The sequence below is a fragment of the Arthrobacter sp. SO3 genome (genome assembly GCF_020532825.1).
Lineage (GTDB): Bacteria > Actinomycetota > Actinomycetes > Actinomycetales > Micrococcaceae > Arthrobacter.
Map to the genome: position 1 here is coordinate 1 of NZ_MQTS01000033.1, position 23,727 is coordinate 23,727.

The 23,727-nt window shown below is 67.5% G+C and carries 17 protein-coding genes; 6 read left to right on the plus strand and 11 right to left on the minus strand.

The window, feature by feature from the left end:
* The first annotated feature begins 167 nt into the window (after positions 1-167).
* The 3 genes from BJQ90_RS03650 to BJQ90_RS03660 all read left to right on the plus strand — a co-directional run bounded on the left by BJQ90_RS03650 (position 168) and on the right by BJQ90_RS03660 (position 5,322).
* On the plus strand, positions 168-2,327 hold the full coding sequence (locus tag BJQ90_RS03650; protein WP_413463633.1) for a cytochrome c oxidase assembly protein: 2,160 nt from the start codon (positions 168-170) through the stop codon (positions 2,325-2,327).
* Positions 2,327-4,288 carry an NHL domain-containing thioredoxin family protein gene (locus BJQ90_RS03655; protein WP_226758952.1) on the plus strand — a complete coding sequence of 654 codons (1,962 nt, stop codon included), beginning with the start codon at positions 2,327-2,329 and terminating at the stop codon, positions 4,286-4,288. Before BJQ90_RS03650 ends, BJQ90_RS03655 begins: the two co-directional genes overlap by 1 nt.
* A gap of 209 nt (positions 4,289-4,497) precedes the next feature.
* Positions 4,498-5,322, plus strand: coding sequence for a DUF559 domain-containing protein (locus BJQ90_RS03660; protein ID WP_226758953.1), 825 nt, complete (start codon positions 4,498-4,500; stop codon positions 5,320-5,322).
* A 141-nt stretch (positions 5,323-5,463) separates the two neighbouring features.
* Here BJQ90_RS03660 and BJQ90_RS03665 read toward each other — a convergent pair whose 3' ends face one another.
* From BJQ90_RS03665 to BJQ90_RS03680, 4 genes are all read right to left on the minus strand, one after another.
* Positions 5,464-6,456: a hypothetical protein gene (locus BJQ90_RS03665; RefSeq protein WP_226758965.1), complete on the minus strand. Its 993-nt coding sequence runs from the start codon at positions 6,454-6,456 to the stop codon at positions 5,464-5,466.
* Positions 6,457-6,604: 148 nt separating this feature from the next.
* Positions 6,605-8,287: a helicase HerA-like domain-containing protein gene (locus tag BJQ90_RS03670; protein ID WP_226758954.1), complete on the minus strand. Its 1,683-nt coding sequence runs from the start codon at positions 8,285-8,287 to the stop codon at positions 6,605-6,607.
* Positions 8,288-8,349: 62 nt separating this feature from the next.
* On the minus strand, positions 8,350-9,051 hold the full coding sequence (locus tag BJQ90_RS03675; RefSeq protein WP_226758955.1) for a type 1 glutamine amidotransferase domain-containing protein: 702 nt from the start codon (positions 9,049-9,051) through the stop codon (positions 8,350-8,352).
* A gap of 51 nt (positions 9,052-9,102) precedes the next feature.
* Positions 9,103-9,972, minus strand: coding sequence for an aldo/keto reductase (locus BJQ90_RS03680; protein WP_226758956.1), 870 nt, complete (start codon positions 9,970-9,972; stop codon positions 9,103-9,105).
* Between the two features lie 108 nt (positions 9,973-10,080).
* Between BJQ90_RS03680 and BJQ90_RS03685 the strand changes: the two genes are divergently transcribed.
* Positions 10,081-10,890: a hypothetical protein gene (locus BJQ90_RS03685; RefSeq protein ID WP_226758957.1), complete on the plus strand. Its 810-nt coding sequence runs from the start codon at positions 10,081-10,083 to the stop codon at positions 10,888-10,890.
* A 140-nt stretch (positions 10,891-11,030) separates the two neighbouring features.
* Complete coding sequence (locus tag BJQ90_RS03690; RefSeq protein WP_226758958.1) at positions 11,031-12,020, plus strand: LLM class flavin-dependent oxidoreductase; 990 nt, start codon at positions 11,031-11,033, stop codon at positions 12,018-12,020.
* A 9-nt stretch (positions 12,021-12,029) separates the two neighbouring features.
* Here the strand turns inward: BJQ90_RS03690 and galT are convergent, their stop codons facing one another.
* Genes galT through BJQ90_RS03720 form a run of 6 tightly spaced genes read right to left on the minus strand, consistent with a single transcriptional unit; the run spans position 12,030 to position 20,696 of the window.
* On the minus strand, positions 12,030-13,130 hold the full coding sequence (gene galT / locus BJQ90_RS03695) for a galactose-1-phosphate uridylyltransferase (RefSeq protein WP_226758959.1): 1,101 nt from the start codon (positions 13,128-13,130) through the stop codon (positions 12,030-12,032).
* Between the two features lies 1 nt (position 13,131).
* Positions 13,132-15,348, minus strand: coding sequence for an alpha-galactosidase (locus tag BJQ90_RS03700; protein ID WP_226758966.1), 2,217 nt, complete (start codon positions 15,346-15,348; stop codon positions 13,132-13,134).
* Positions 15,349-15,373: 25 nt separating this feature from the next.
* Positions 15,374-17,452, minus strand: coding sequence for a beta-galactosidase (locus tag BJQ90_RS03705; protein WP_226758960.1), 2,079 nt, complete (start codon positions 17,450-17,452; stop codon positions 15,374-15,376).
* Between the two features lie 2 nt (positions 17,453-17,454).
* The gene (locus tag BJQ90_RS03710) at positions 17,455-18,396 is read right to left on the minus strand and encodes a carbohydrate ABC transporter permease (protein WP_226758961.1); all 942 of its coding nucleotides are present in this window, start codon (positions 18,394-18,396) and stop codon (positions 17,455-17,457) included.
* Positions 18,393-19,346, minus strand: coding sequence for a carbohydrate ABC transporter permease (locus BJQ90_RS03715; protein ID WP_226758962.1), 954 nt, complete (start codon positions 19,344-19,346; stop codon positions 18,393-18,395). Before BJQ90_RS03715 ends, BJQ90_RS03710 begins: the two co-directional genes overlap by 4 nt.
* Positions 19,347-19,376: 30 nt before the next feature.
* Positions 19,377-20,696: an ABC transporter substrate-binding protein gene (locus tag BJQ90_RS03720; RefSeq protein WP_226758963.1), complete on the minus strand. Its 1,320-nt coding sequence runs from the start codon at positions 20,694-20,696 to the stop codon at positions 19,377-19,379.
* 223 nt (positions 20,697-20,919) lie between these two features.
* Here BJQ90_RS03720 and BJQ90_RS03725 point away from each other — a divergent pair, with 223 nt between their 5' ends.
* Positions 20,920-23,547, plus strand: coding sequence for a trehalase-like domain-containing protein (locus BJQ90_RS03725; protein ID WP_226758964.1), 2,628 nt, complete (start codon positions 20,920-20,922; stop codon positions 23,545-23,547).
* A 31-nt stretch (positions 23,548-23,578) separates the two neighbouring features.
* Here BJQ90_RS03725 and BJQ90_RS03730 read toward each other — a convergent pair whose 3' ends face one another.
* A complete protein-coding gene (locus tag BJQ90_RS03730) occupies positions 23,579-23,695 on the minus strand; it encodes an excalibur calcium-binding domain-containing protein (protein WP_319004594.1) in 117 nt (38 codons plus the stop codon).
* Positions 23,696-23,727: the final 32 nt, after the last annotated feature.

A 23,727-nucleotide genomic window follows, 5' to 3' on the forward strand; every position in this document is an offset into this window, starting at 1 on the left:
GCACCAGCCTGGTACTGCAGTTCGGCATCAAAAACCGCCACTGACATCACACCGAATATGTGACCATGTCAGGAGCCCTGGTTAACGGCCGCAGGCGGTGGAGGACCAGAACCATTGCGGACCACCCTCGATTCGGTGAGCAGGCGGGGGTAGCGGACAATGGAACTGTGCCTTCCGCAGCAAATCCCCGTGCCACAGCAGCAGCTCCCACCCCGACCGGGGGAGCGCGAGGTCCTGTTGTGGGTCCAGGCGGGATCTCCCGGCCCTGGCTTTTCGCGGGCCTGGCGGCGCTGTTCCTGGGACTGGTTGCCGCCCTGCTGTTCTCCGGCGCCGCGGCTGCCCGCGGGGTCTCCGATCCGGGCGCCCTGGTCCGCTGGGGCCTGCCCGTCAGCAAGGCCGTCCATAACGCCTCGCTGGCCACCGTGATCGGAGGGCTGCTCTTCGCCGTCGGAATCCTGCCCCGCTCACTTGCCGGCTCGCGCTCCAAGGCCAAGGACCTCCCGGAACATCCGGCTTTCACCCGTGCCCTGGCTGTCGCGGCGGCCGCCGGTGCCGTCTGGACGCTTTCAGCGATTGCCGTCCTGGTGCTGAGCTACGCGGATATCGCCGGACAGGGGGTCTCCGGGGACGCGGAGTTCACCCGGTCCCTGGTCTACTTCATGACCGACATCGAGACCGGCCGCGCCTGGCTGTCCGTTGTCATCATTGCTGCCGTTGTCACCACCGCACTCTTTGGCGTCCGCTCCCAGGGTGCCCTGGTGGCGACCCTGATCCTCTCCCTCATCGGACTCGTACCCTCAGCGCTGATCGGCCACTCCGCCAGCTCGGCAGACCACGAAGGCGCCATCAACTCGCTCGGCCTGCACCTGGTCGGGGTATCGGCGTGGGTCGGCGGCATCATCACGCTGGCTCTGCTCTCCGGCGTCCTGGGAGGCGCAGCGTCCGGCTCGACGTCGGGAAGCCGTCCGGATATCACCGAGCCGACGCTCCGGCGCTTCTCCTCCCTGGCGGGTCTGGCGTTCGTCCTCGTCTTCGCCTCCGGGGTGATCAATTCCAGCATCCGCCTCACCTCCTGGAACGACCTGTTCGGTTCGGCCTACGGACAGCTGATCCTGGCCAAAGCCGCAGCAACCCTCGTCCTCGGCGGCATCGGCCTGATGCACCGCCGCTGGGTCATCCCCCAGCTGGGCAGCGCGGGTGGGGGACTATCCGCCCGCCGGGTGCTGTGGCAACTCGTCATTGCGGAGCTGCTGATCATGGGAGCGACGTCGGGCATCGCCGTCGCGCTGGGTCGCTCCGCGCCGCCGCAGAGCGAAGCGCTCGCGCCGGACGCCACCCCGGCCTTTATTGTCTCCGGCTACGATCTGCCGCCGGAACTGACCCCGGATCGCTGGCTGACCGAGTGGCGCCCCGACTGGCTCTGGGTCGCCGTTGCGGTCTTTGGCCTCGTGGCCTACATCCTCGGCATGCGGAAGGTGATTCGCCGCGGCGACTCCTGGTCCTGGTTCCGGGCCGTTAACTGGCTGATCGGCCTCGGGGTCCTGACCTATGTGACCTCCGGTCCGCCGTCGGTGTACGGCCGCGTCCTCTTCTCGGCCCACATGGTGGACCACATGGCCCTGACCATGGTGGCTCCCATCTTCCTGGTCCTCGGCGCCCCCGTGACGCTGGCCCTGCGCGCCCTCACTCCGCGGCGGGACAGCTCGCGCGGCCCCCGGGAATGGCTGCTGATCTTTATCCACTCCAAGTTCGCCCAGCTCGTGACGCATCCGCTGTTCGCCGCTGCCAACTTTGCCGGCTCGATCGTGCTGTTCTATTACTCGGAAGCGTTCGGATACGCCATGCGTGACCACGTGGGCCACGAACTGATGAACCTGCACTTCGCCCTCACCGGCTACATCTTCGTGCTGACCATGATCGGCACCGACCCGCTGCCCCGGCGCGCCCCCTACCCCATGCGGCTGCTGCTCCTGCTGGCCACGATGGGGTTCCATGCGTTCTTCGGCGTCGCCATCATGGGCGGAACCGGGCTGCTGGCCGCGGACTACTTCGGCAATCTCGGCCGGACCTGGGGGGTCCCAGCCCTGCTGGACCAGCAGATGGGCGGCGCGGTGGCCTGGGGCATCGGCGAAGTGCCCACACTGCTGGTGGCCATCGGCGTCGCCGTCATGTGGTCCCGCTCCGATGAGCGCGAGTCCAAGCGCACCGACCGTGCGGCGGACAGGAATAACGACGCCGATCTCACCGCTTACAACGATATGTTTGCCAAATTGGCCGAGCGCGATGCCAGGCTGGCCGAACGCAACTCAAAGCTGGAAGGACGCTGATGACCGAAACCGTACGCACCCACCTCCGGGTCCGGGCCTCCGAGCTGGTGGGCCGCAACTGGCTCAACACCGGCGGCAAGTCCCTGGACCTGGAATCCCTGCGCGGCAAGATCGTGCTGCTGGACTTCTGGACCTTCTGCTGCATCAACTGCCTGCACGTGCTGGACGAGCTCCGCCCGCTCGAGCAGCAGTACTCCGACGTCCTCGTCACGGTCGGGGTGCACTCTCCCAAGTTTGAGCACGAGGCTGATCCGGTGGCCCTCGCCGCCGCCGTCGAGCGCTACGAGATCCGCCACCCGGTCCTGGATGATCCCGAGCTGGACACCTGGAAGGCCTACACGGCACGCGCGTGGCCCACGCTGGTGGTCATCGATCCCGAGGGTTACATCGTGGCCCACCTTTCCGGCGAAGGCCACGCCGACGGCCTCGCGGTGCTTATCCCTGAGCTGATCGCCGAGCACGAGGCGAAAGGTACCCTGCACCGCGGCGACGGGCCCTATGTGGCGCCGGAGCCGACGTCGGGCACGCTGCGGTTCCCCGGCAAGGCTCTGTTCCTCCCGGACGGCCGCGGCGTCGGAAGCGCTGCGGATGCGGGATCCTGGTTGGTCACCGACACCGGCCACCACCGCCTCGTGGAGCTGTCCACCGATTTCCAGACAGTTCTTGCCACCTACGGTTCCGGCGACAAGGGCCACACCGACGGCAATGCCGCAACCGCCCGGTTCAACGAACCCCAGGGCCTGGTCCTGCTCCCGGAGGACGCCGCCGCCGAGGCAGGCTACGACGTCGTTATCGCCGACTCCGTGAACCACCGCCTGCGCGGGCTGAACCTCGCGGACGGAAGCATCACCACGCTGGCCGGCAACGGCGTGCAGCGGCTCCTGGAGACGGGACCGGCCCGGGTCGACGAGGAGGGTGCCGCCTATGGTGCCCGGCTGGAAGCGGACCCGCTGCAGGTTTCCCTCAGCTCGCCCTGGGACGTGGTCTGGTCCACCAAGCTGGATGCCGTTGTGGTTGCGATGGCCGGCGTGCACCAGATTTTCAGCTTCGACCCGCGCTCCGGCGCCGTTTCCATCATTGCCGGCAACGGACTCGAGGGCCTGCTCGACGGACTGGCTGAGGAGGCCTGGTTCGCCCAGTCCTCCGGTCTCGCCGAGGACGCGGACGGCAACATCTGGGTGGCGGACTCCGAAACCTCGGCCCTGCGCAAGCTCGTCATCGGCGACGGCGGGGCTGTCACGGTTGAGTCCGCCGTCGGCAAGGGCCTGTTCGACTTTGGTTTCCGTGACGGAAACGCCTCCGACGCCCGGCTGCAGCACCCGCTGGGCGTTACTGTGCTGCCGGACGGCTCGGTGGCGATCGCCGATACCTACAACGGTGCCGTCCGCCGCTACGACCCCGCCTCGGGCCTGGTTTCTACCCTGGCGCGCGGGCTGTCCGAGCCCTCCGACGTCATTGTGGACCACACACACGTGGCCGGTGCCGAGCCGCTCCTGGTGGTGGTTGAGGCAAACAAGCACCAGCTGGTCTACGTTCCGATCCCCAAGGAAGCGCAGCAGGTCGACGAGGGCGCGGCCCAGACCCACCGGCCCAAGAGCCCCGTGGCCCCCGGGCTGCTGGAACTGACAGTCCGCTTCACCGCGCCGACCGGCCAGAAACTCGATGACCGCTGGGGCGACCCGACCCAGCTGAAGATCTCCTCGACGCCGCCGGAACTGCTGCTGGCTGGCGGCGGGACCTCGGTGGGCCTGCTCCGCACCCTGGAACTCGCCTCCGACGTGCCCGAGGGTGTGCTGCACATTACCGCCCGCGCCGCTGCCTGCGACGGACCGGAGGACGCGGACGGCGAGATCCCGGACCACGCAGCCTGCCACCTGTACCAGCAGGACTGGGGCATCCCGGTCCTGCTGCAGGCCGACGGCGACACCGAACTGGTGCTGGACCTGCGCGGAATGGACTGACCTCCGCAGGAGTGGCCCACTTTGGCTGCTGTTCGTGACCACCGCGTCACGGGCAGCAGCCTTTTGGCTTTTACCGGGCCCCGGATCCGCGGAATCCCGGAGTTCCACGGCGTTGGGGGCCGCAAAACGCTGCGCCGGGTGACGTGAAGATGTCCACATAGCGGGTTAACGGACTGCCGGCACCGCGTGGCCGCGGAAACGATGGGCCTATGGATGTGTTCAGGGCCTTGGCCATCTGCGGGGGAGCCGCCCGGCGGCCTGCGCTGGCCCGCCTGGGGATCGACGACGCCGCACTGCGGCGGGCGGTGAGGGCCGGCGTCCTTCAGCCGGTCCGGGGTCTCTATGCGCTCCCGACGGCGGCCCCCGACCAGGTGGCGCTGCTGCAGCACCGGCAGCTCCTCACCTGCAGCAGCGCGGCGCCCTTCTACGGGCTCTGGTGTGTGAACTCCGCCGGTCCGCTCCATGTACATCACAGACGCGGTGAGGCCTTCGGGGGGCAGGCCGGGCACTACGGACTGCTCCTCGAACCGCACCCCTACCGGCCGGTTGCTGCCCTCGGTGACGTGCTCATCCACGCGCTGAGGTGCCTGCCGTTCGCTGAAGCCCTGGTCATGGTGGAGAGCGCCGTCGGCCGGGGCGATATGACACTCGGATTCCTGCGGGACCGACTCCCTGGGAAGCGCAATGGCCGTGCCCGCCAGGTCCTTGACTGGGTTGACCGCGGAGCCGAATCCCTGCTGGAGACCCTCGCCAGGACGTATTTCCGCCAGGCCGGCATCAGTGTGGAATCGCAGGTCTACATCGAAGGCGTCGGATACGTGGATCTCCTGCTGGAGGGCACACTGGTTGTGGAGCTGGACGGGCGACATCACGGTGAGTGGGTCCAGGTCAAGAAGGACCAGCGGCGCGACAACGTGTCCGTGGTTCGGGGCTACTCCGTGCTCCGGTACTACTACGACGACGTTGTGCACCACCCCGCGCGGATGCTGGCCGAGGTCCTGGCAGTCCTCGGCCGGACGCCCGGGCCGGTGTAGGCTTCACGGCAGGCAGGTTCTTGGCAGCTTGGCACAACGGATTCCGCGGAATGACAGGCTGCGGTGGGACCGTTGGAGTCAAAAGACTGTCCGGAGTGATGTCAGCGCTGCCGCCACCGGGCCGTCACTGCTCCCGCGGCGCTAGTAGCTCAGCAGCGGGGTCACCTTGACGGTGTCGTCGTCGACGTCCAGGCGGGTGGTGAAGCTGAAATCGTGGACTGCATTGAGTTCCGTCACGGCCCCGGTGAACAGGTCCACCTGCTGGGCCTTGATCCGGGCTTTGCCGTTCAGGGGCGCCACCACCCAGCGTCCGCCGAAGGGCTCGATGCTGACGGTGGGGTACTCGGTGATGCTCCAGTCGATGGTGCCGTCGACGACGCGGTTGTTGGTGGTGTGGTAGAACGGGCAGTCCGGCTGGAGCTTCTGCTCCTTGTCGGCGGTGTCGGCGCAGGTGTCCAGGAACTCCCTGACCTTGCCGCCCACCGCGTCCTTGAGCCCTTCGGTGGCTTCGGTCATGAGGTTCAGCGGAGCGACGGGGACGTCCCGGCCGGACAGCGTGGCCTTGGCGGGCGGGGCGGAGAAATACGACCCGGGCAGTGAAGCTTCATACTCGCCCGGGTAGAAGACGGCGAAGGAGTTGCGGCCGTTGGGCATGTTCACCGGAACCCCGTTCAGGGTGGCCTCGCTGGAGTTGACCACCGTGACATCCAGGACCGGAAGAGCGGCCGGGACGAAGGCCCACTTATGGAAGAACAGCCATTCCACGCCGGACTTTTCCAGCAGGAACTCCGTCCGCAGCTGGCTGCCGTCAATCGTGTAGTCAATCGGCACCATGACCCGGTTGCCGCCGCGGTCCTCGGCCTCGCCGTACTTCACACCGCTGATCCGCGCGGACGCAGTCTGCAGCGCCGTGCCGTCCAGCATGGCAGCGTTTCCCTGGGGCACCGAGGCGCGCAACAGGCCAAGGGCCTTCTCGCCGTCGCCCTTCTGCAAATCGTCGAGGTATTCGCGGACAGGCTGCTGCGGGCTCGCGATGGTGTTGTTCACGATATTGATCGCAACGATGCCCCCGGCCACGGCGAGCATCAGGCCCAGCAGCCACCCGGCTGCGATCCTGACCAACGCCTGACTGATTTGCACGTACCTTACGTTACCTGCACCCCAGCGGAATCCTCTTGTCACAGCGGCCGCACGCGGCCAGCTCTCCACCCAAGGCGGTCCGCTCCGGCGGGAGGTGCCGCCCGGATCGCCGCCGCCAGGGGAGGCCCGTTCCGCCTGGTTCCTAGCGGCGGCGGCGCTTGGGTGCCGTGCCGAAGACCCCGCGCAGCAGTTCGCGCCCGAGCTGGGTCCCCAGCGACCGGGCCATGCTCTTGAGTCCCCCGCCGAGGGCGCCACCCAGGGCTCCGGCGAGGCCGCCGTCGTCCGACGGCGGCCTCGGGGACTGCTGCGGTTCCTGCCGCGCAGGTTCCTGCCGCTCGGGTGCCGGAGCGGGCCGGCTGCTGGGGCGGCCCAGGATTTCCTCCTCGATCCGCCGCGCTTCGGCGTCGACGTCCGGGCTGCCACCGCCGCCTGGGGCCGGCGGCGCCGGGGCTGCCGCGCCGGTCTCCGCCGAAGCCTTCCCGGCAATTTTCTCGAAGGCGGAGATGTTGTCGACGGCGGTGCCGTACTTGGGCAGCAGGGCCGAGCCGGCCACGGTGCTGGCGATGAGCGCATCGGCGCTGGGGCCCATGACGGATTCCGGGGCGCGGAGCCGGGTGAGCGCCACCGGCGTGGGGGCGCCCTTCTCATTCATCACGGTGATGACTGCTTCGCCGATCCCCGCGGAGGTAAGGGTTTCCTCAAGGTCGTAGTCGCTCATCGGGAAGGTGGAGACGGTCGCTTTGAGCGCCTTGGCGTCTTCCGGCGTGTAGGCCCGGAGGGCATGCTGAACCCGGTTGGCGAGTTGCCCCAGGACCTCCGCCGGGACATCCTTGGGGGTCTGGGTGACGAAGAAGATGCCGACGCCCTTGGACCGGATCAGCCGCACGGTGGTGGTGATGGCGTCCAGGAAGGCCTTCGAGGCGCCGTTGAAGAGCAGGTGGGCTTCGTCCAGGAAGAACACCAGTTTCGGCTTGTCCAGGTCGCCGGCCTCGGGCAGGTCCTCGAACAAGTCGGCCAGCAGCCACATCAGGAAGGTAGAGAACAGCATTGGCTTGGTTTGCAGGGTAGGCAGCTCGAGGCAGGTGATGACGCCGCGCCCGTCCGGGGCGGTGCGCAGCAGTTCGGCGGTGTCGAACTCGGGTTCGCCAAAGAACTTCTCCATGCCCTGCGCCTCGAGGGTGATCAGTTCACGGAGGATGACGCCGGCGGTCGCCTTGGACAGCCCGCCCAGTTCCTCGAGTTCGTCCTTGCCTTCCTTGGAGGTGAGGAACTGGATGACCGCGCGCAGGTCCTTCAAGTCGATCAGCTCGAGGCCGTTCTTGTCCGCGAAATGGAACACCAGCTGCAGGCTCGATTCCTGCGTGTCGTTGAGTTCCATGATGCGGGAGAGCAGGACGGGGCCGAAGGACGTTATGGTGGCGCGGACCGGGATGCCGTGGCCGTCGCCGCCGAGGGCCAGGAACTCCACCGGGAACGTCTTGCCGGACCAGGACTGGCCGATCCCGTCCGTGCGGGCGATCAGTTTTTCGCTGCCGGTGGCTGCAGTGGCCAGCCCGGAAAGGTCCCCTTTGATATCCGCCAGGAAGACCGGGACCCCCGCGGTGGAGAGCTGTTCGGCCATCATGTGCAGGGTGACGGTCTTGCCTGTGCCGGTGGCGCCGGCCACCAGGCCGTGCCGGTTCATCATGGAGAGCGGGAGCCGGACGGGGGCGTCCTTGTGGACTTCACCGTCAATGATCGCAGCGCCCAGCTCGATCGTGGGGCCCTCGAGGGTGTACCCCTTCTGGATGGTGGCGATTTTGTCTGCAGTGGATTTGATGGCCATGCCGACAGCATAGCCGGGTCCGGCGGCCCCGGACCCGGCTAATGGCAGCTACGCCTGCGTTGCTATTCGGCGAGGGCCTTCAGGACTTCCTTCGCCACGTCCTCGCTGGACTGGGGGTTCTGGCCGCTGATCAGATTGCCGTCGCGCACCACATGCGACGTCCAGGCGGCGGCGTTCTCAATGATCGCGCCCTTGTCCTTCAGCGCGTCCTCCACGAACCACGGCGTATTGGTGCCGGTGCCGCCATTGAGTTCCTCCTCGTTGGTGAAAACGGTGAGGCGGCGTCCCGCGAAGGCGAACGTCCCGGCGTCGTCCGTGGCGCTCAGCAGGCCGGCCGGGCCGTGGCAGAACGGGGCGATGACCTTACCCGCCGTGTTCGCCGCAACCAGGAGCTTGCCGAGATCGGCGTCCCGGTAGAGGTCGGTCATGGGCCCGTGGCCGCCGGGCAGCACGATTGCGTCATAACCGGAGAGGTCCACGTCGGCCAGTGCCAGCGGCGCGGACAGCTCGGCGTCAAGCCCGGAAAGGTAATTCCGGAAGCTGTCTGCGCGTTCCTGGCCGCCGGCAGATTCGGCGGCGAGGCTGACCTCGTCGACCGTGGGCTTTGCGCCGCCGGGGGTGGCGATGTGGACGGTGTGTCCGGCGTTGAGGAGGGTCTGGTGGGAAACCACCAGTTCCTCGGCCCAGTAGCCGGTGGGGTGTTCGCTGCCGTCGCGCATGGTGAGGGAATCGGCGGCGGATACGACCATCAGGATGTTAGCCATGTCAGGCTCCTGTTCTGCCGGCCACACGGCCGGCGCTGAAAGTAAAAGGGATCAGTGTGCGGATTCAAGTTCGGCGTACGTGGCGTCATCCAGGACGACGCCGGCAGCGGCCAGGTTCTCTTCGAGGTGGTTGACCGAACCGGTGCCGGGGATCGGCATCATGACGGGGGAGCGGCGCAGCAGCCAGGCGAGGGCCACTTGCGAGGTGGTGGCGCCGAGCCGTTTGGCGGCCTCATCCAGCGGGCCGCCGGGCCGGGCCAGCTCCCCGGCGGAGATCGGCGCCCAGGGGACGAACCCGATGCCGTTGGCCTCGGCGTAGTTGAGGACGTCTTCGGAGCTGCGGTCGGTCAGGTTGTAGCGGTTCTGCACGGTGGAGACGGTGAAGTACTTCCCGGCTTCCTCGAGTTCGGCGACGCTGACCTGGGAGAGGCCCAGCGCCTTCACCTTGCCCTCCTTCTGCAGGTCGCGGAGCACGGTGAACTGCTCCTCCGGATCCACCTTGGGGTCGATCCGGTGCAGCTGCAGCAGGTCGAGCGCGTCGACCTTGAGCTTGCGCAGGCTCAGCTCAGTCTGCTGGCGGAGGTACTCCGCGCGGCCCAGCGGGACCCACTGGTGGGGGCCGGTGCGGGTGAAGCCGACCTTGGTGGCGATCCGCAACCCCTCTTTGTAGGGGTGCAGGGCTTCGGCCAGGATCTCCTCGCTGATGTTCGGTCCGTAGGAATCGGCGGTGTCAATGAAGTCGACGCCGAGTTCGACGGCGCGGCGGACGACGGCGATGGCGGCCTTGCGGTCCGCCGGCTCGCCCCAGACGCCGTCCCCGACAATGCGCATGGCGCCGAACCCCAGGCGGTGGACAGTTCCCACGTCCTTGAGATCGATCGTGGCGGATATTTGCTGATGCTGTGAGTTGTCATGGCTCATAGGGGCGGTAACTCCCTAAGCCAGCTGAGTATTCCGCCCGCAGACTCGCTCGGCGGGATTCCCGGCGGGTTTCCCGGCCCCGGCCGGGGTGCGGAAGTAAGCTGGGGCATGGCTACCCGGGTATTGACGAAGCTTGCTTCCGCCGCCATCACGTTTGGCCTTGTCCTGCTGGGCGGGGGGCCTGCGGGCGCCGCCCCGCCCCGCACATCCGAGCCGGTCGGCATCGACGTGTCCTGGCCCCAGTGCGGAAAGACCCTCCCCAAACAGCCGGCGTTTGCCATCGTCGGGGTGAACAACGGCCTCGCCAACACCACCAACCCGTGCCTGGCAACCGAACTTGCCTGGGCAAACACCGCCCCAGACCCGGCGCTCAGCACCCAGCCGAGGGTGGCGCTCTACGTCAACACGGCCAACCCGGGCCTGCAGGGTTCCTGGTGGCCCACCTCAAACCACTACGGCGGCGCTGACGTGGCCAACCCGTATGGAGTCTGCGGCAGCGTCCCGGACAATTTCAACGCCTGCTCCTACATGTACGGCTACGCGAAGGCCTACGACGACGCCACAATCCGCGGGGTCGACAACCCGCAGAACTACCTGTGGTGGCTCGACGTCGAAACCGGCAACAGCTGGCAGGCCGACAAGGCCGCCAACGTCGCCGACCTCGAAGGGATGGCCGCATACTTCAAGGGCATCAACGCGAAAGTGGGCATCTATTCCACCGGCAGCCAGTGGGCACAGATCGCCGGCACGGTCCCGTCGAGCAGTCCGCTCGCGGGTCTGCCGAGCTGGCTAGCGGGTTCGCGGTCCCTGACGGGTGCCAAGTCCAACTGCTCTTTGCCGGCGCTCACCCCCGGCAGCCGCGTCGCGTTGACGCAGTACATCTCCGGCGGGCTGGATTACAACTATCCATGTCCCTAAGCCGCCCCCGGAAACGGCATGGGGTGCGCCACAACTGAGGCAGAAATAACCCGGAGCCCGGCGTCGTTGTCCACAGTGTGCGCATGCCGGGACCCGGTGCCGCGCCTGAGACTTCCCCGCTACGAAAGGCCGGCTTTTCCGTGACTGTTCCGCTTTCCATCCTTGACCTGGCAACCATCGGCAAGGGCCAGACGGCGGCTGAAAGCTTCGCGGGCAGCGTGGCCATGGCGCAGCTCGCCGAGAAGCTGGGCTACCGCCGGGTCTGGTACGCCGAGCACCACAACATGTCCGCCATCGCTTCCTCGGCCACCAGCGTGCTGATAGCCCACATCGCCGCCCAGACCGAGAGCATCCGGCTCGGCGCCGGCGGGGTGATGCTGCCCAACCATTCGCCGCTGACCATCGCCGAGCAGTTTGGCACCCTGGAGACCCTGCACCCGGGCCGGATTGACCTGGGGCTGGGACGTGCGCCCGGCAGCGACCAGAACACGCTGCGGGCCCTGCGCCGGGACCCGATGTCCGCGGACAGCTTCCCGCAGGACGTGCTGGAACTCCAGGGCTACCTGAGCGGCCCCACCCGCATCCCGGGCGTGGAAGCCACCCCCGGCAAAGGCACCAACGTGCCGCTTTACATCCTGGGATCCTCGCTGTTCGGCGCCAAGCTCGCCGCGCAGCTGGGCCTGCCGTACGCTTTTGCCTCGCACTTCGCGCCGAACGCGCTCCAGGACGCCGTCGCCATCTACCGCCGCGACTTCCAGCCCTCCGCGCAGCTCGACGCCCCGCACGTGATCGCCGGCGTCAACGTGATCGCGGCGGATTCCGCGGCCGAGGCGCAGCAGATGTTCCATGCCACCAAGCGTGCCCGCGTCTCGCTCTTCTTCGGCGGCGGCCGCGAGTTCAGCGACGACGAGGCGGACATGGTCCTGGACTCGCCGCAGGGCCAGCACGTGGCCCAGATGATGAAGTATTCCGCCGTGGGAACGCCGGACGCCGTGCTGGAATACCTGGACGAATTCACCGCCCACGCCGACGCCGACGAGCTCATCGTCGCGCACCAGAGCACCGGGACCGAGTCCCGGCTGCGTTCAGTGCAGCTGCTGGCCGAGGTCGCCGGACTGGTCCGGGTCTAGCAACCCCGGTCACGGCTCGATGACGTCCCGGAGCCTGGCAGCGGCGGTTTCCGGGACGATGTCGGCGATGAACGCTCCCATCGCCGCCTCCGAACCGGCAAGGTACTTCAGTTTTGTTTCCTCGCGCCTGGGGGAGGTCAGCTGGAGCATCAGCCGGATATCGTCCCGGTGGGCCCGGACGGGTGCTTGATGCCAGGCCGAGATATACGGGGTCGGCGTCGGATACAGCGCATCCACACCGCGCAGCAGCCGGCCGTACAGCAGGGCGAACTCGTCGCGCTCCTCGGCACTCGTGGCCGCGAGGTCGGGAACGTGGCGGTGCGGCAGGATGTGTACTTCCAGGGGCCAGCGCGCCGCGAAAGGCACGAAGGCCGTCCACCGTTCGCCCCGGAGCACCACCCGCTCGGAGTTCAGCTCGAACGTGAGGACATCCTCGAAGAGCGAACTGCCGTACCGCTCCAGCGAGCGGATGAGTGTCTGGGTGCGCGGGGTGATGAACGGGTAGGCGTAGATCTGCCCGTGCGGGTGGTGCAGCGTCACCCCGATCTCTTCGCCGCGGTTCTCGAAAGGGAAGACCTGCTGCACGCCGGGCATTGCGGACAGGGCCGCTGTCCGGTCCGCCCAGGCTTCCATCACCGTCCGCATCCGGGACAGCGATACCCGGGCGAGCGATCCGGTGTGTTCCGGGGAGAAGCACACGACCTCGCAGCGGCCCACGGACTGACGGCTGCGCCCCAGGCCAATACGCGAAAGATCCTCGAGCCCGTCCGGCGCCTGCGGGCCGGTCAGCTCCGGCCCGAAGGACGGCGACTTGTTTTCGAAGACAGCCACATCGTAGGGGCTGGGGATCTCCGACGGGTTCCCTGCCGAGGCCGGCGCCAGCGGATCCAGGTGCGAGGGTGGGAGTACGACCCGGTTCTGGCGGGCCGAAGCCACCGAAATCCATTCGCCGGTCAGCACATCCTGCCGCATGAGGGCCGTTGGCGGCCGCGGCGCCGGTGCACGCAGATCCGGCGAACGTTCCGCTGGGAGCGCGGTATCGGCGTCGTCGAAGTAGATGATGTCGCGCCCGTCCGCGAGCTGAAAGGCGCGCTTCACAATCCCGGCCATGCTAGCTGCCCTTCCCCGCGGGGCCGGGGACGGCCCGCACACTCAGGAGCAGGCCGTGTTCCGGATTCAGGACGGGCATCGGCAGGCCGGACCCGGCGAGGAAACGGCCGCTTACCTCAATCCCGGCTGCCAGCCAGGCAGGCGGGCGCGTCTGGATGAAAGCGTGCCCGCTGTCCGGGGCCGGATAGGCAAGCTCCACCCGGTAGTTCTGGTCGGGCAGCAGCCCGGGCAGGGGCACGTGTCCGGGAACCTCGGAGAAGGACGTCGCCACCGACACCAGCGCGAACAGCGCTTCGGAGCCGTCATGCGAGACGACGCCGTGCAGCATCAGCGAGGGGTCCCGCTCGTCGGCCCGCACCATGCGCCCGCTGTGCAGCAACGAGCGGTGCTCCTTGTACAGCGCGATGACGGCTGCAAGCTCGTCCCGTTCCGCACCCCCGAGCTGGCGGACGTCCCATTCCAGGCCGAAGTGGCCGAACATGGCGGTGATGGCGCGGAAGGACAGTTCGTGGGTGCGGGCCGTGGTGTGCGAGGTCCCCGGCCCGATGTGCGCTCCGACCAGCTCCGGCGGCACCACCACCCCGGTCCACCGCTGAATGGTCTGGCGTTCCAGGGCGTCGTTGCAGTCGGAGGCCCAGACCCTGTCGGTGCGTTCCAGAATGCCCAGATCCACGCGCGCCCCGCCGGAGGAGCAGCTCTCAATTTCGACGCCGGGATGGGCCTTCCGCAGTTCATCCAGCAGCCGGTACGCCGCCAGCGTCTGGGCATGGACGGATGGGCTGCCCTCGTGCCCCATTTCCACGAGATCCCTGTTCTGGTCCCATTTGAGATAGCTGATGCGGTGCTCGCTCAGGAGTGAGTCCAGCCGGTCAAAGATGTATTGCCACGCCTCCGGGTTGACCAGGTCCAGCACCTGCTGGTGCCGCCATTGCTCCGGCAGCCGGCCCGGTGCGCCCGGCCCCTGGCGGAGCGGGCCCGGGCCGGAGATCCAGTCGGGGTGGGCGCGGGCAAGGTCCGAATCCTCATTAACCATCTCCGGCTCGACCCACAGGCCGAATTCCATGCCGTGGGCCGTGACGGCGTCGATCAGGGGGTGCAGCCCGTCCGGCCAGAGCTGTTCGTCCACGTACCAGTCGCCCAGGCCGGCGTGGTCGTCGCGGCGGCCGCGGAACCAGCCGTCGTCGAGGACATAGCGCTCGACGCCGAGCGCGGCGGCGGAGTCGGCCAACTCCAGGAGCGTGGGGAGCCGGTGGTCAAAGTACACCGCCTCCCATACGTTCAGCACCACGGGTCGCGGCTTCCCGGACCGTGTGCCGGGATGGTGCGCCCGGGCACGGAACCAGGCGTAGAACGAGTCACTGATGCCGTCCAGCCCGGCGTCCGAGTAGGCGGCAAAGAGCCAGGGCGTCTGGTAGCCGGTTCCTGCGGCCAAGGTGACCTCGCCGGAGCCCAGCAACTCCGACGCGCCGATGACCGAGCGTCCGTCGCCGATCGTCTCCACGAAGCTTTCGTGGTTGCCGCTCCAGCCCAGATGAACGGCCCAGACCTGCCCGTGCCGGTTGCCGAACCCCGGGGTTCCCGCGGCCAGCAGCAGTGAGGAATCGTGACCCGTGCGTCCATGCCGGCCGGAGCGCACCCAGGTGCCCTGCCGCATCGGCAGCCGCTGGGGGTGGGCCTCGCGGCACCAGCGTCCGGTCAGGTCCAGGATCTCGCCTGCGGCACGCCCCACGGGCAGCACCGCGGCGAGCTCCTCCAGTGAATAGCCGTCCGGGCCGTCATTCTGGAGGCGGTGCCGGAGCTGCAGCAGGCCGCCGTCGTTGATGATGATTTCGGTGCTGAGGGTCAGGCCGGCGTCGGGGTCTGACTGGGTGATGACGGCGGAGCAACCCTCACCCTCCGTAACGGACACCAGGCGGAGCCGGGCGGAGAACGACCGGCCGTTACGGTGGCCGCGGAGCCCGGGGCGTCCACGCCAGCCGGAGGACGACTGCGGGATCAGGCCCTGCGTCACCGGAATGTCCAGGGATGAGGGCGGCACGGGGTCGCCCAGCAGGGACAAATCCGGAAGATCGGGGCCCAGGTCAGCTCCGAAATGCAGCACCGCGGGCTCGCCGGTGCTGCAGTCGATGAGCAGTGCCGTGCCGGAATGCCGCAAATACAGCAGCCGCGGCAGCGGTTCCAGGACCGGAGTCCCCCCGGGGACGGTGGTCGGGTTCAGGTGGCTCACGGCAGCTCCATGCTTGTCATCGGCGGTGGGTGGTGGATGCTGTGCGGGAACGGACGACGGCGACGGCGCCGGCGGCCAGGCCAAGGCCGCCGTCGAGCTCCTGGCCGGCGATGAGTTCTACCCCCGCAAGGGGCAACCGGACGTCGTCCGCCCCGTGGTTGATGCAGAACGTCCAGTCCGTGCCGTCCTTGCTGCGCCGGATGACCTCGACGTTGGGGGGAAGGTCCGGGACGAGGGGCTCCACCGACGCATCGGCGCAGATAACGGGCAGCAGTTCGCTGAGGCCTTCGGCGGACAACGTGGTGGCGACGTAGTAGGCCCGGCCGGTTCCCGCGTGGTTGCGGGTCACCGCCGGGGAACCGGCCACCGGCCCCTCCGTTACCGCAGCGAGCACCTCCGCGGTGCTCACCGTGCCCAGTTCGCTCCAGCACGAGCCCGCCCCGAAGGCGCTGAGCGGGACCGATTCGCCGGCGCGCAGGGGGAAGAATTCCTCCATCCGTACTCCCAGCAGCTCACTGAACGCGCCGGGGTAGCTGCCGGGCCTGATGTGGTCATGTTCGTTGACGATGCCGGAGAAGTACGTGACGACGAGGTGTCCGCCGGACCTCACATAACTGTCCAGGTTGGCCGCGCCGGCATCCGTCACAAGGTATTGCATCGGGGCCACGACGAGCCGGTAGCCGGAGAGATCGTCCGTGCTTTGGCGGAAGTCCGTCGGGATTCCGGCGCGATAGAAAGCATCATGCCAGCGACGCGTCTCCGCAATGTTGGAGGCATCCGCGCTCGGGTGCGAATCGAGTTCCGATGCCCAGCGGGCATCGGTGTCATGGATGATCGCGACATCGACGCTGCCGGACGCGCCGGTCACCACCGAGCCGGCGACTTCGGCGATGCTGCGCAGTGCCTGCCCCAGCTGGACGACTTCCCGCCACACCTTGGTGTCGGTTCCCCCGTGCGGCAGCATCCCGGAGTGGAATTTCTCCGCACCGGCCCGGGAGGCCCGCCACTGGAAGAAGAGCGCACCGTCCGCGCCGCGGCCGACGTGTTGCATCGAGTTGCGCAGCATTTCTCCGGGCGCCTTGGCGATGTTGCGGGGCTGCCAGTTGACCGCAGAGGTGGAGTGCTCCATCAGCAGCCACGGCCTGCCCTGGGCCCAGCCCCGGGTGAGATCGGCAGTCTCGGCAAGCTCCTGGAAGTTCCGCAGGTCCTCGGCGATGAGGTAGTGGTCGTTGGAAACAACGTCCATCTGTTCAGCCCAGCGCCAGTAGTCCACCGGCTGGTGCAGCCCCATGTTGAAACCCATGAAGTTTGTGGTCACCGGATGCCGGGAATGCGAGCGGATGATCGCCGCCTCCGCTTTGTAGCACTCAAGGAGTTCGTCCGAGGAATACCGGGCGAAGTCCAGCTGCTGGGTGGGATTGACCCATGTGCCGGAGGTCCGCGGCGGCAGGATTTCCTCCCAGGCGTAGTAGCGCTGCGACCAGAATGCGGTGCCCCAGGCATCGTTCAGGCCCTCGAGTGTTCCGTAGCGGGCCTCCAGCCAGCTCCGGAAGCCTGCGGCGGCGCCGTCGGAAAAGTCGGGCTGGTTGTGGCAGCCGTACTCGTTGTGGACATGCCACATGACCACCGCGGGGTGGTCCTTGTACCTCGCTGCAATCTGCTCCGTCAGGGCGGCCGCAGCCCGCCGGTAGTCCGGGCTGGAGGCGGCGAAGGCCTGCCGTGACCCATAGCTGTGGCGCACGCCGTCGGCAGTCACCGGGAGGGACTCCGGGTACTGGTGGCTGAACCACGGCGGCGGCGAGGCAGTGGCGTTGGCCAGGTCCACCTTGATGCCGTTGGTGTGCAGCAGGTCCAGCACCCGGTCCAGCCAGCCGAATTCGTAGATGCCCTCGGACGGCTCCAGCAATGACCAGCTGAAGATGCCGACGCTGACCAGGTTGACGCCGGCCTCGCGCATGAGCCGGACATCCTCGTCCCAGGTTTCTTCCGGCCACTGCTCCGGGTTGTAATCCCCGCCGAACGCCAGCATCGGGGACCCTTCGGAGCCCAGCCGGGCGGTGATGTAGTCCATGGGGGCGTTGTTGTTGTAATCCACGTTTATCCTTTGCTGGAGCCGAGCGTCAGGCCGGCCACGAAGTGCCGCTGCAGGAGCAGGTAGATGATGAGGGCCGGGATGGCCGTGATCATGGCGCCCGCGGCGATCAGGTTGTAGTCGGAGAGGAACTGGCCCTGGAGGTTGTTTACGGCGGTGGTGAGCGGGAGCCGGTCACCGCTTTGAATAAAGAGCAGCGGCCAGAAGAAGTCGTTGTAGATGAAGATGACCTCGAGCGTGCCCATCGCCGCCAGCGCCGGCCGGCAGAGGGGGAGGATGATCTCCCAGTACTGCCGCCAGATGCCGGCGCCGTCCACCAGGGCGGCCTCCGTCAACTCGGGGGACAGCGCCTTCATGTAGTTGGAGAGGACGAACGTGACGAAACCGATCTGGAAGGCCGTGTCGACAGCGATGACGCTGATGTAGGTGTTGAGGAGGTTCCCGGAGTCGCTGACGCTGTACGGGAGCTCAAACTGCTTGAACATCTGGAACAGGGGAGCCGCGAGGACCTGGGGCGGCAGGAGGTTGCCGGCCGTGAACATGATCAGCAGCGTGACGTTGAATTTCCAGGACACCCTGCTGACGGCGAAGGCCATCATGGAGGCGAAGAACAGAATCAGGATGACTGAGGGGACGGTGATCAGCACCGAGTTCCAGGCGTATTGCGCAAACCCGCCCCGGGTCCAGGCCTCGACGAAATTGTCGAAATTAAAGGACCCGCCGAGGCTGAAGTACCCGTACTTGTCGGTGTCGGCTTTGGGCCGCAGCGACGTGAAGACGGTCCAGCCCAGCGGCACCAGCCACATGGCTGCCATCACGATCAGGAAGATGTGGATGCCGAGGTGATTCCTGGCTGGCCCCCGGCTTTTGCCGCCGGTGCCTGTGCGCGGCGCTCCGGCGACGTCGTTGCCTCTCGCCGCGGCCGGGGCCGGCTTGATGATGCTCATGCCTCTTTGTCCTTTCCAAAGGCCCGGGACAGGTAGAAGGTGATGGGAACCAGCGAGATGACCAGGAGGATGACCGCGAGGGCGGAGCCGACGCCGATCACCTGCCCTTCGCCCACAAGATTCTGGATGACGAGGGCGCTGATGAGTTCGAGGCCGTTCGTGCCGCGGTTGATGACGTAGACAATGTCAAAGGCGCGCAGCGATTCGATCACCGTGATGACGATGATGATCACGTTGACCGGCCGCATGGCCGGGAAGATGACCCGAAAGAAGGTCTGGACTGCGTTGGCGCCGTCGATCTGCGCCGCTTCCCGCAAGGTGGGGTCAACACCCTTGAGCCCTGCCAGGTAGAGGATCATGACGTAGCCGGCGTGCCGCCACGTCGCTGCCACGAGGGCCGCCCAGATGTTGACGCTGGAGTCGCCGAACCAGTCGACCGCCTGCGGGGTGCCGCCGGTCCCCAGCAGGAAGTTCAGCAGGCCGCTGTCCCGGTTGTAGAACAGCTGCCAGATGACGCCGATCAAGGCCAGCGACAGCATCACGGGAGTGAAGAAGATGCTCTGGTAGACCTTGGTGCCGCGGATGTTCTGATCGAGGAGGATGGCGAGCAGCAGGCCCAGCGGGGTGGCGATGAGGGCCAGGAACACCAGCCACAGCACGTTGTGCTGGACCGCGGGCCAAAACGGCGGGTAGTCGTTGACGATGAACTGGTAGTTCGCCACCCCTGCGCTCTTGATGTCCGTCAGGCTCAGCCCGTTCCACCTGGTGAAGGACAGGGCCGCGGAGAGCAGCGTGGGGATCCAGACCAGGACGAGCTGGATGAGGGTGGGGACCCCCACCATGAAGCCGAGTACCCACTTGTCCCGGCCGGACAACCGCCGGACCCGCCCTGCCGGGGCCTGCTTGGCACCCCGGACCCCGGCAGTTGTTGTGTCGCTTGATGTGCTCACTAGGGATTCCTTGCTCGATATCGCGTGCGGCTACTGGGCGGCGTAGAGCGATTTGGCCTGGGCTTCCAGGTTCTTGACGTCGACGTTGCCGTCCTTGATGAAGGACTGCAGCGCCGGGATCATCACGTTGTTGGCCATGGCCGGGAGTGCGTCGCGGTCAAAGAACTGGCTGATGCTCTTGGCGTTGCCGATGGCCTCCGCCATCTTCTTGTTCAGTGGCGAGAACTTCGACGTGTCGGCGCCCTTTGCGGTGGCGATATTCGAGGAGTCCACGGATGCGTAGACGTCTTGTCCTTCCGGGGTGCCGAGGTAGGCGAGGAAGTCCTTGGCGGCCGGGTTCTGGCCGCCCTTCTTGGAGAGCAGCAGTCCGTCGATGGGGGCTTCGATCGCGTCCTGGCCTTCCATCGCGATCTCCGGGAACGGGAAGAAATCGATGTCGTCCGCGACCGCCTTGTCGGTGTACTGCTGGGTGAGGAAGGATCCGAGCAGGTACATGCCGGATTTTTTGTCGCCGAGGTTCTTGGCGGAATCCTGCCAGGTCATGCCCAGGGCGTTGGGGTTCTGGTACGGCAGGAGTGCCTTCCAGGTGTCGAACACGTCGCTGACCTTCTTTTGGTCCCAGCTTTCCTTGTGGGCCGTGAGGTCCATGTGGAACTGGTACCCGTTGAGGCGCATGTTCAGGTAGTCGAAGGTCCCCATGGCAGGCCAGCCGTCCTTGTCCGCGAATTCGATGGGGATCAGGCCGTCGCCCTGCATCTTCTTGGAGAGTGCGGTGAGCTCATCGAAGGTCTTGGGAACCTGGTAGCCCTTCTCGGCCCACAGGCTCTTCCGGTAGAAGAAGCCCCAGGGGTAGTTGTAGTTCGGGACCAGGTACATCTTTCCGTCGGTGCCGGTGGAAGCCTTCTTGAGGGCGTCGGAGTAGTTGCCCCCGATCTTCTCCCAGACATCGTCGATCGGGGCGAGTAAGCCCTTGTCCGCGTAGTACTGCATCCGGTAGCCGGCAAACCAGGTGAAGGCGTCGTCGGGGCTGCCTTGCAGGTACGTGTTGATTTTGTTCTGAAAGTCGTTGTGGGGCACCACATTGGTGGTGACCTTGGCACCGGACTTCTTCTCGAAAGCGTCGGTGACTGCCTTGTAGGCGGCCTTGGGAACTTCATCCGAGGATCCGGACCCGAAACTGACCGTCTTGGCGCCGCCGCTCGACGCCGGCGCGCTTCCGCCGGTGCAGGCCGCCAACAGGGGCACCCCCGCCATTGCGACTGCTCCCACACCCAGCGTCTTCAGCAAGGTCCGACGGTCCCAGCCGCCCTGGCTGGAGGCCCGGCGCAGCGCATCTTCGTGCATGGTCATGATTTCTCCTTTGAAACATCACGGGTGTGAGGCAGTTCACATAACTATGTATCATAATCGCACAATAAGGAACGTCAAGGGGCAAAAAGGAACATCTCTGCGGATGTTACACAGCTGCAACCGCCGGGACACCTGCGGGAAATCGGGCCGGGAGGATACTGGTAGTACGTCCTTCTCGGACGGTCTCATGCAGGCATTGGGGACTACTCGAAGGACTCCGCACATGCCCACTCCACTCAACCAGTCCCTGGCCGACTCTGCCCTTCTGACGAAATCCTTGCCGCTGGGCCTGCTCCGGGCCTTTGTGCAGACCAACGCAGCCGACGACGGGCTGACGCCGCAGCTGCTGGCGGACCTCAAGATCCTGGCCCGCATCCCTGGGCTGCTCGTGGCCTGCAACTACGGCGGGACCCTGTGCGCCGCGGAAGGCATCTCCACCGAGACCCTGCCGCTGGGAAGCGCAGCGGTTGCACTCCGGGCGCTGGCTGCCCTGCCCAACACGCACGCCGCCGTCATCTCGGGGCGTTCCCTGCGGGACCTGGCCGCCGTCTCACGGCTCCCTGCAGAGGTGCACCTCGTGGGTTCGCACGGCGCCGAGTTCGACATGGGCTACGCCCACGGGCTGTCCCTGGCCACCGAGTCGGTGCTGCAGCAGGCGAGCCAGGCGCTCGCCGAAACCGTGGGCGCCTACCGCGGCATCACCATCGAACGGAAGCCCGTCGCCGTGTCCGTCCACACCCGCCCGGCCGCGCCCGAGGTCGTCGCGCTGGCCACCGCCCAGGCGGAGGAAATCGCCCGGGCGCACGGGCTCTCCTTCATCGTGGACGGCTCGGTCCTGGACCTGAGCGTGGTGGAACCGTCCAAGGCGGCGGCCCTGGAGCACCTGCGCTCCATGGTTGGGGCCAGCGCGGCGCTCTACGCCGGGGATGCAGCCAGCGACGAGCTGGCGATGGCGACCTTGCGCGGCCCGGACATGGCGCTGCGGGTCGGGGTGGGCCCGACCCAGGCTACCCACCGGCTCCGGGACCCCGAGTCCTTCGCGAGGGTCCTCGCCATCCTCTTCGAACTGCGGCGGGCCTGGCTGTTCGGTGAGGACGCGGTCGGCTTGGAGCGGCATTCGATGATCGGCAACGGCTCCTCCACGGCTCTGATCACACCGGACGCCAAGATCTGCTGGATGAGCCACCCGCTGCCGGACTCGGGATCCCTATTTGCGCATCTTCTCGGCGGTGACGCGGCCGGCCATTTCTCGGTCGAACCGGTAAAGGCCTCGCAGGTCCTGGGCCAGCGCTATGTGGACAGCACCATGATCGTGGAGACCCGCTGGGCCGACGTCACCGTCACCGACTACCTGGAACCGGCGCCGGAAGGCGTGACCAGCCTGGTCAGGGTGCTCTCCGGCACGGGGACGGCGCGGATTGTCTTTGCGCCCCGCCCGGACTATGCCAACGCGCCCTTCAGCATGGAGGCCCGCGGCGAGGAGCTGCACGTCGTGGGGACCGCGGACCCGATCATCCTGCTGGCGCCCGGGGCCGGCTTCTCCATTACCTCGGACGGCCGGCATGCCACCGCCACCGCCGAGGTGACCCTGCGGGACGGCCCCGTGGTGCTGAACCTGCGCTGCGGCGACACGGAACCCCAGCGGGCGGAACCGCCGGAGGAAAACTCGCGCCGCGCCGCCGTCGCGCACCAATCCCGGCGCTGGGTGCAGGCACTGCAGCTGCCGTCCGTGAAACCCTCCCTGGTCCGCCGGTCCGCCCTGGTGCTCCGCGCCCTGGTCCACGAGCCCACCGGCGCCGTGCTGGCCGCGCCCACCACCTCGCTGCCGGAGGGGATCGGCGGCACCCGGAACTGGGACTACCGGTACTGCTGGCTGCGGGACGGCTCCATGACGGTCAACGCACTGGTGGATCTCGGTTCGACCTCCGAGGCGGAAGGATTCCTGGCCTGGCTGGGCCGGATCCTTGCCCACGCTCCCGGCCCGGAGTGGCTGCACCCGCTGTATTCGGTCACCGGCGCGCCGCTGTCCACCGAAGCCATCATCGAGAGCCTCCCCGGCTACGCGGGCTCCCGGCCGGTCCGGATCGGCAACGCCGCGGACCACCAGGTGCAGCTGGATGTCTTCGGGCCGATCGCCGAGCTAATCGACGCCCTGTCCGCCCGGCACGGAGACCTCTCCGATGCCCACTGGGAGCTGATGGTGCAAATGGCCTCGGCCGTCCTGGCCCGCTGGCACGAGCCGGACCACGGAATCTGGGAGGCCCGACGGGCACCGCGGCACCATGTCTACACCAAGGTGATGTGCTGGGTGACGCTGGACCGGGCCCTGCGCACCGCCGCGCGGCACGGCCGGACACCGGTCCCGGCGTGGGAACCCGCCGCGACCGCCATCCGCGACGAAGTCCTGCGCGAAGGCTGGGACGAGAGCGCGGAGTCCTACACGGTGGCCTACGGCAGCCCGGACCTGGACGCCGCGGTGCTGCACATCGGACTCTCCGGACTGCTCGACGTCAGCGACCAGCGCTTCCTGGACACCGTCACTGCGGTGGAACGGGAACTGCGGGTGGGCCCCACGGTGTTCCGTTACCGCTACGACGACGGCCTGCCGGGCCTGGAGGGCGGCTTCCACATCTGCACAACATGGCTGATCGAGGCCTATGTAGCGGTCGGCCGGATCGAGGAGGCCTGGGACCTGTTCGACCAGCTGGTCAACCTGTTCGGCCCCACCGGGCTGCTGCCGGAGGAGTACGACCCGGGCACCGAAACACATCTGGGGAACCACCCCCAGGCGTACTCGCATCTGGGGTTCATCCGCTGCGCGCGGCTGCTGGACGCGCTGCCGAAGAACTAAGTGTTCCGCCGGAGCCTGCCCCGGGAGTCCGCTATTCGCAGGCGATGCCGTCGCGGTCGCCGTCCATCTGCTCGCGGTAGCCCGGCTGGCCGGCCCGCAGCGGTGCGGCGCCGGCGGCACGGGCAGCGGCGCAATTGGCGTAGTACACCGCTGCCGGGGCTGCCGGGGCGGGTGCTGCGG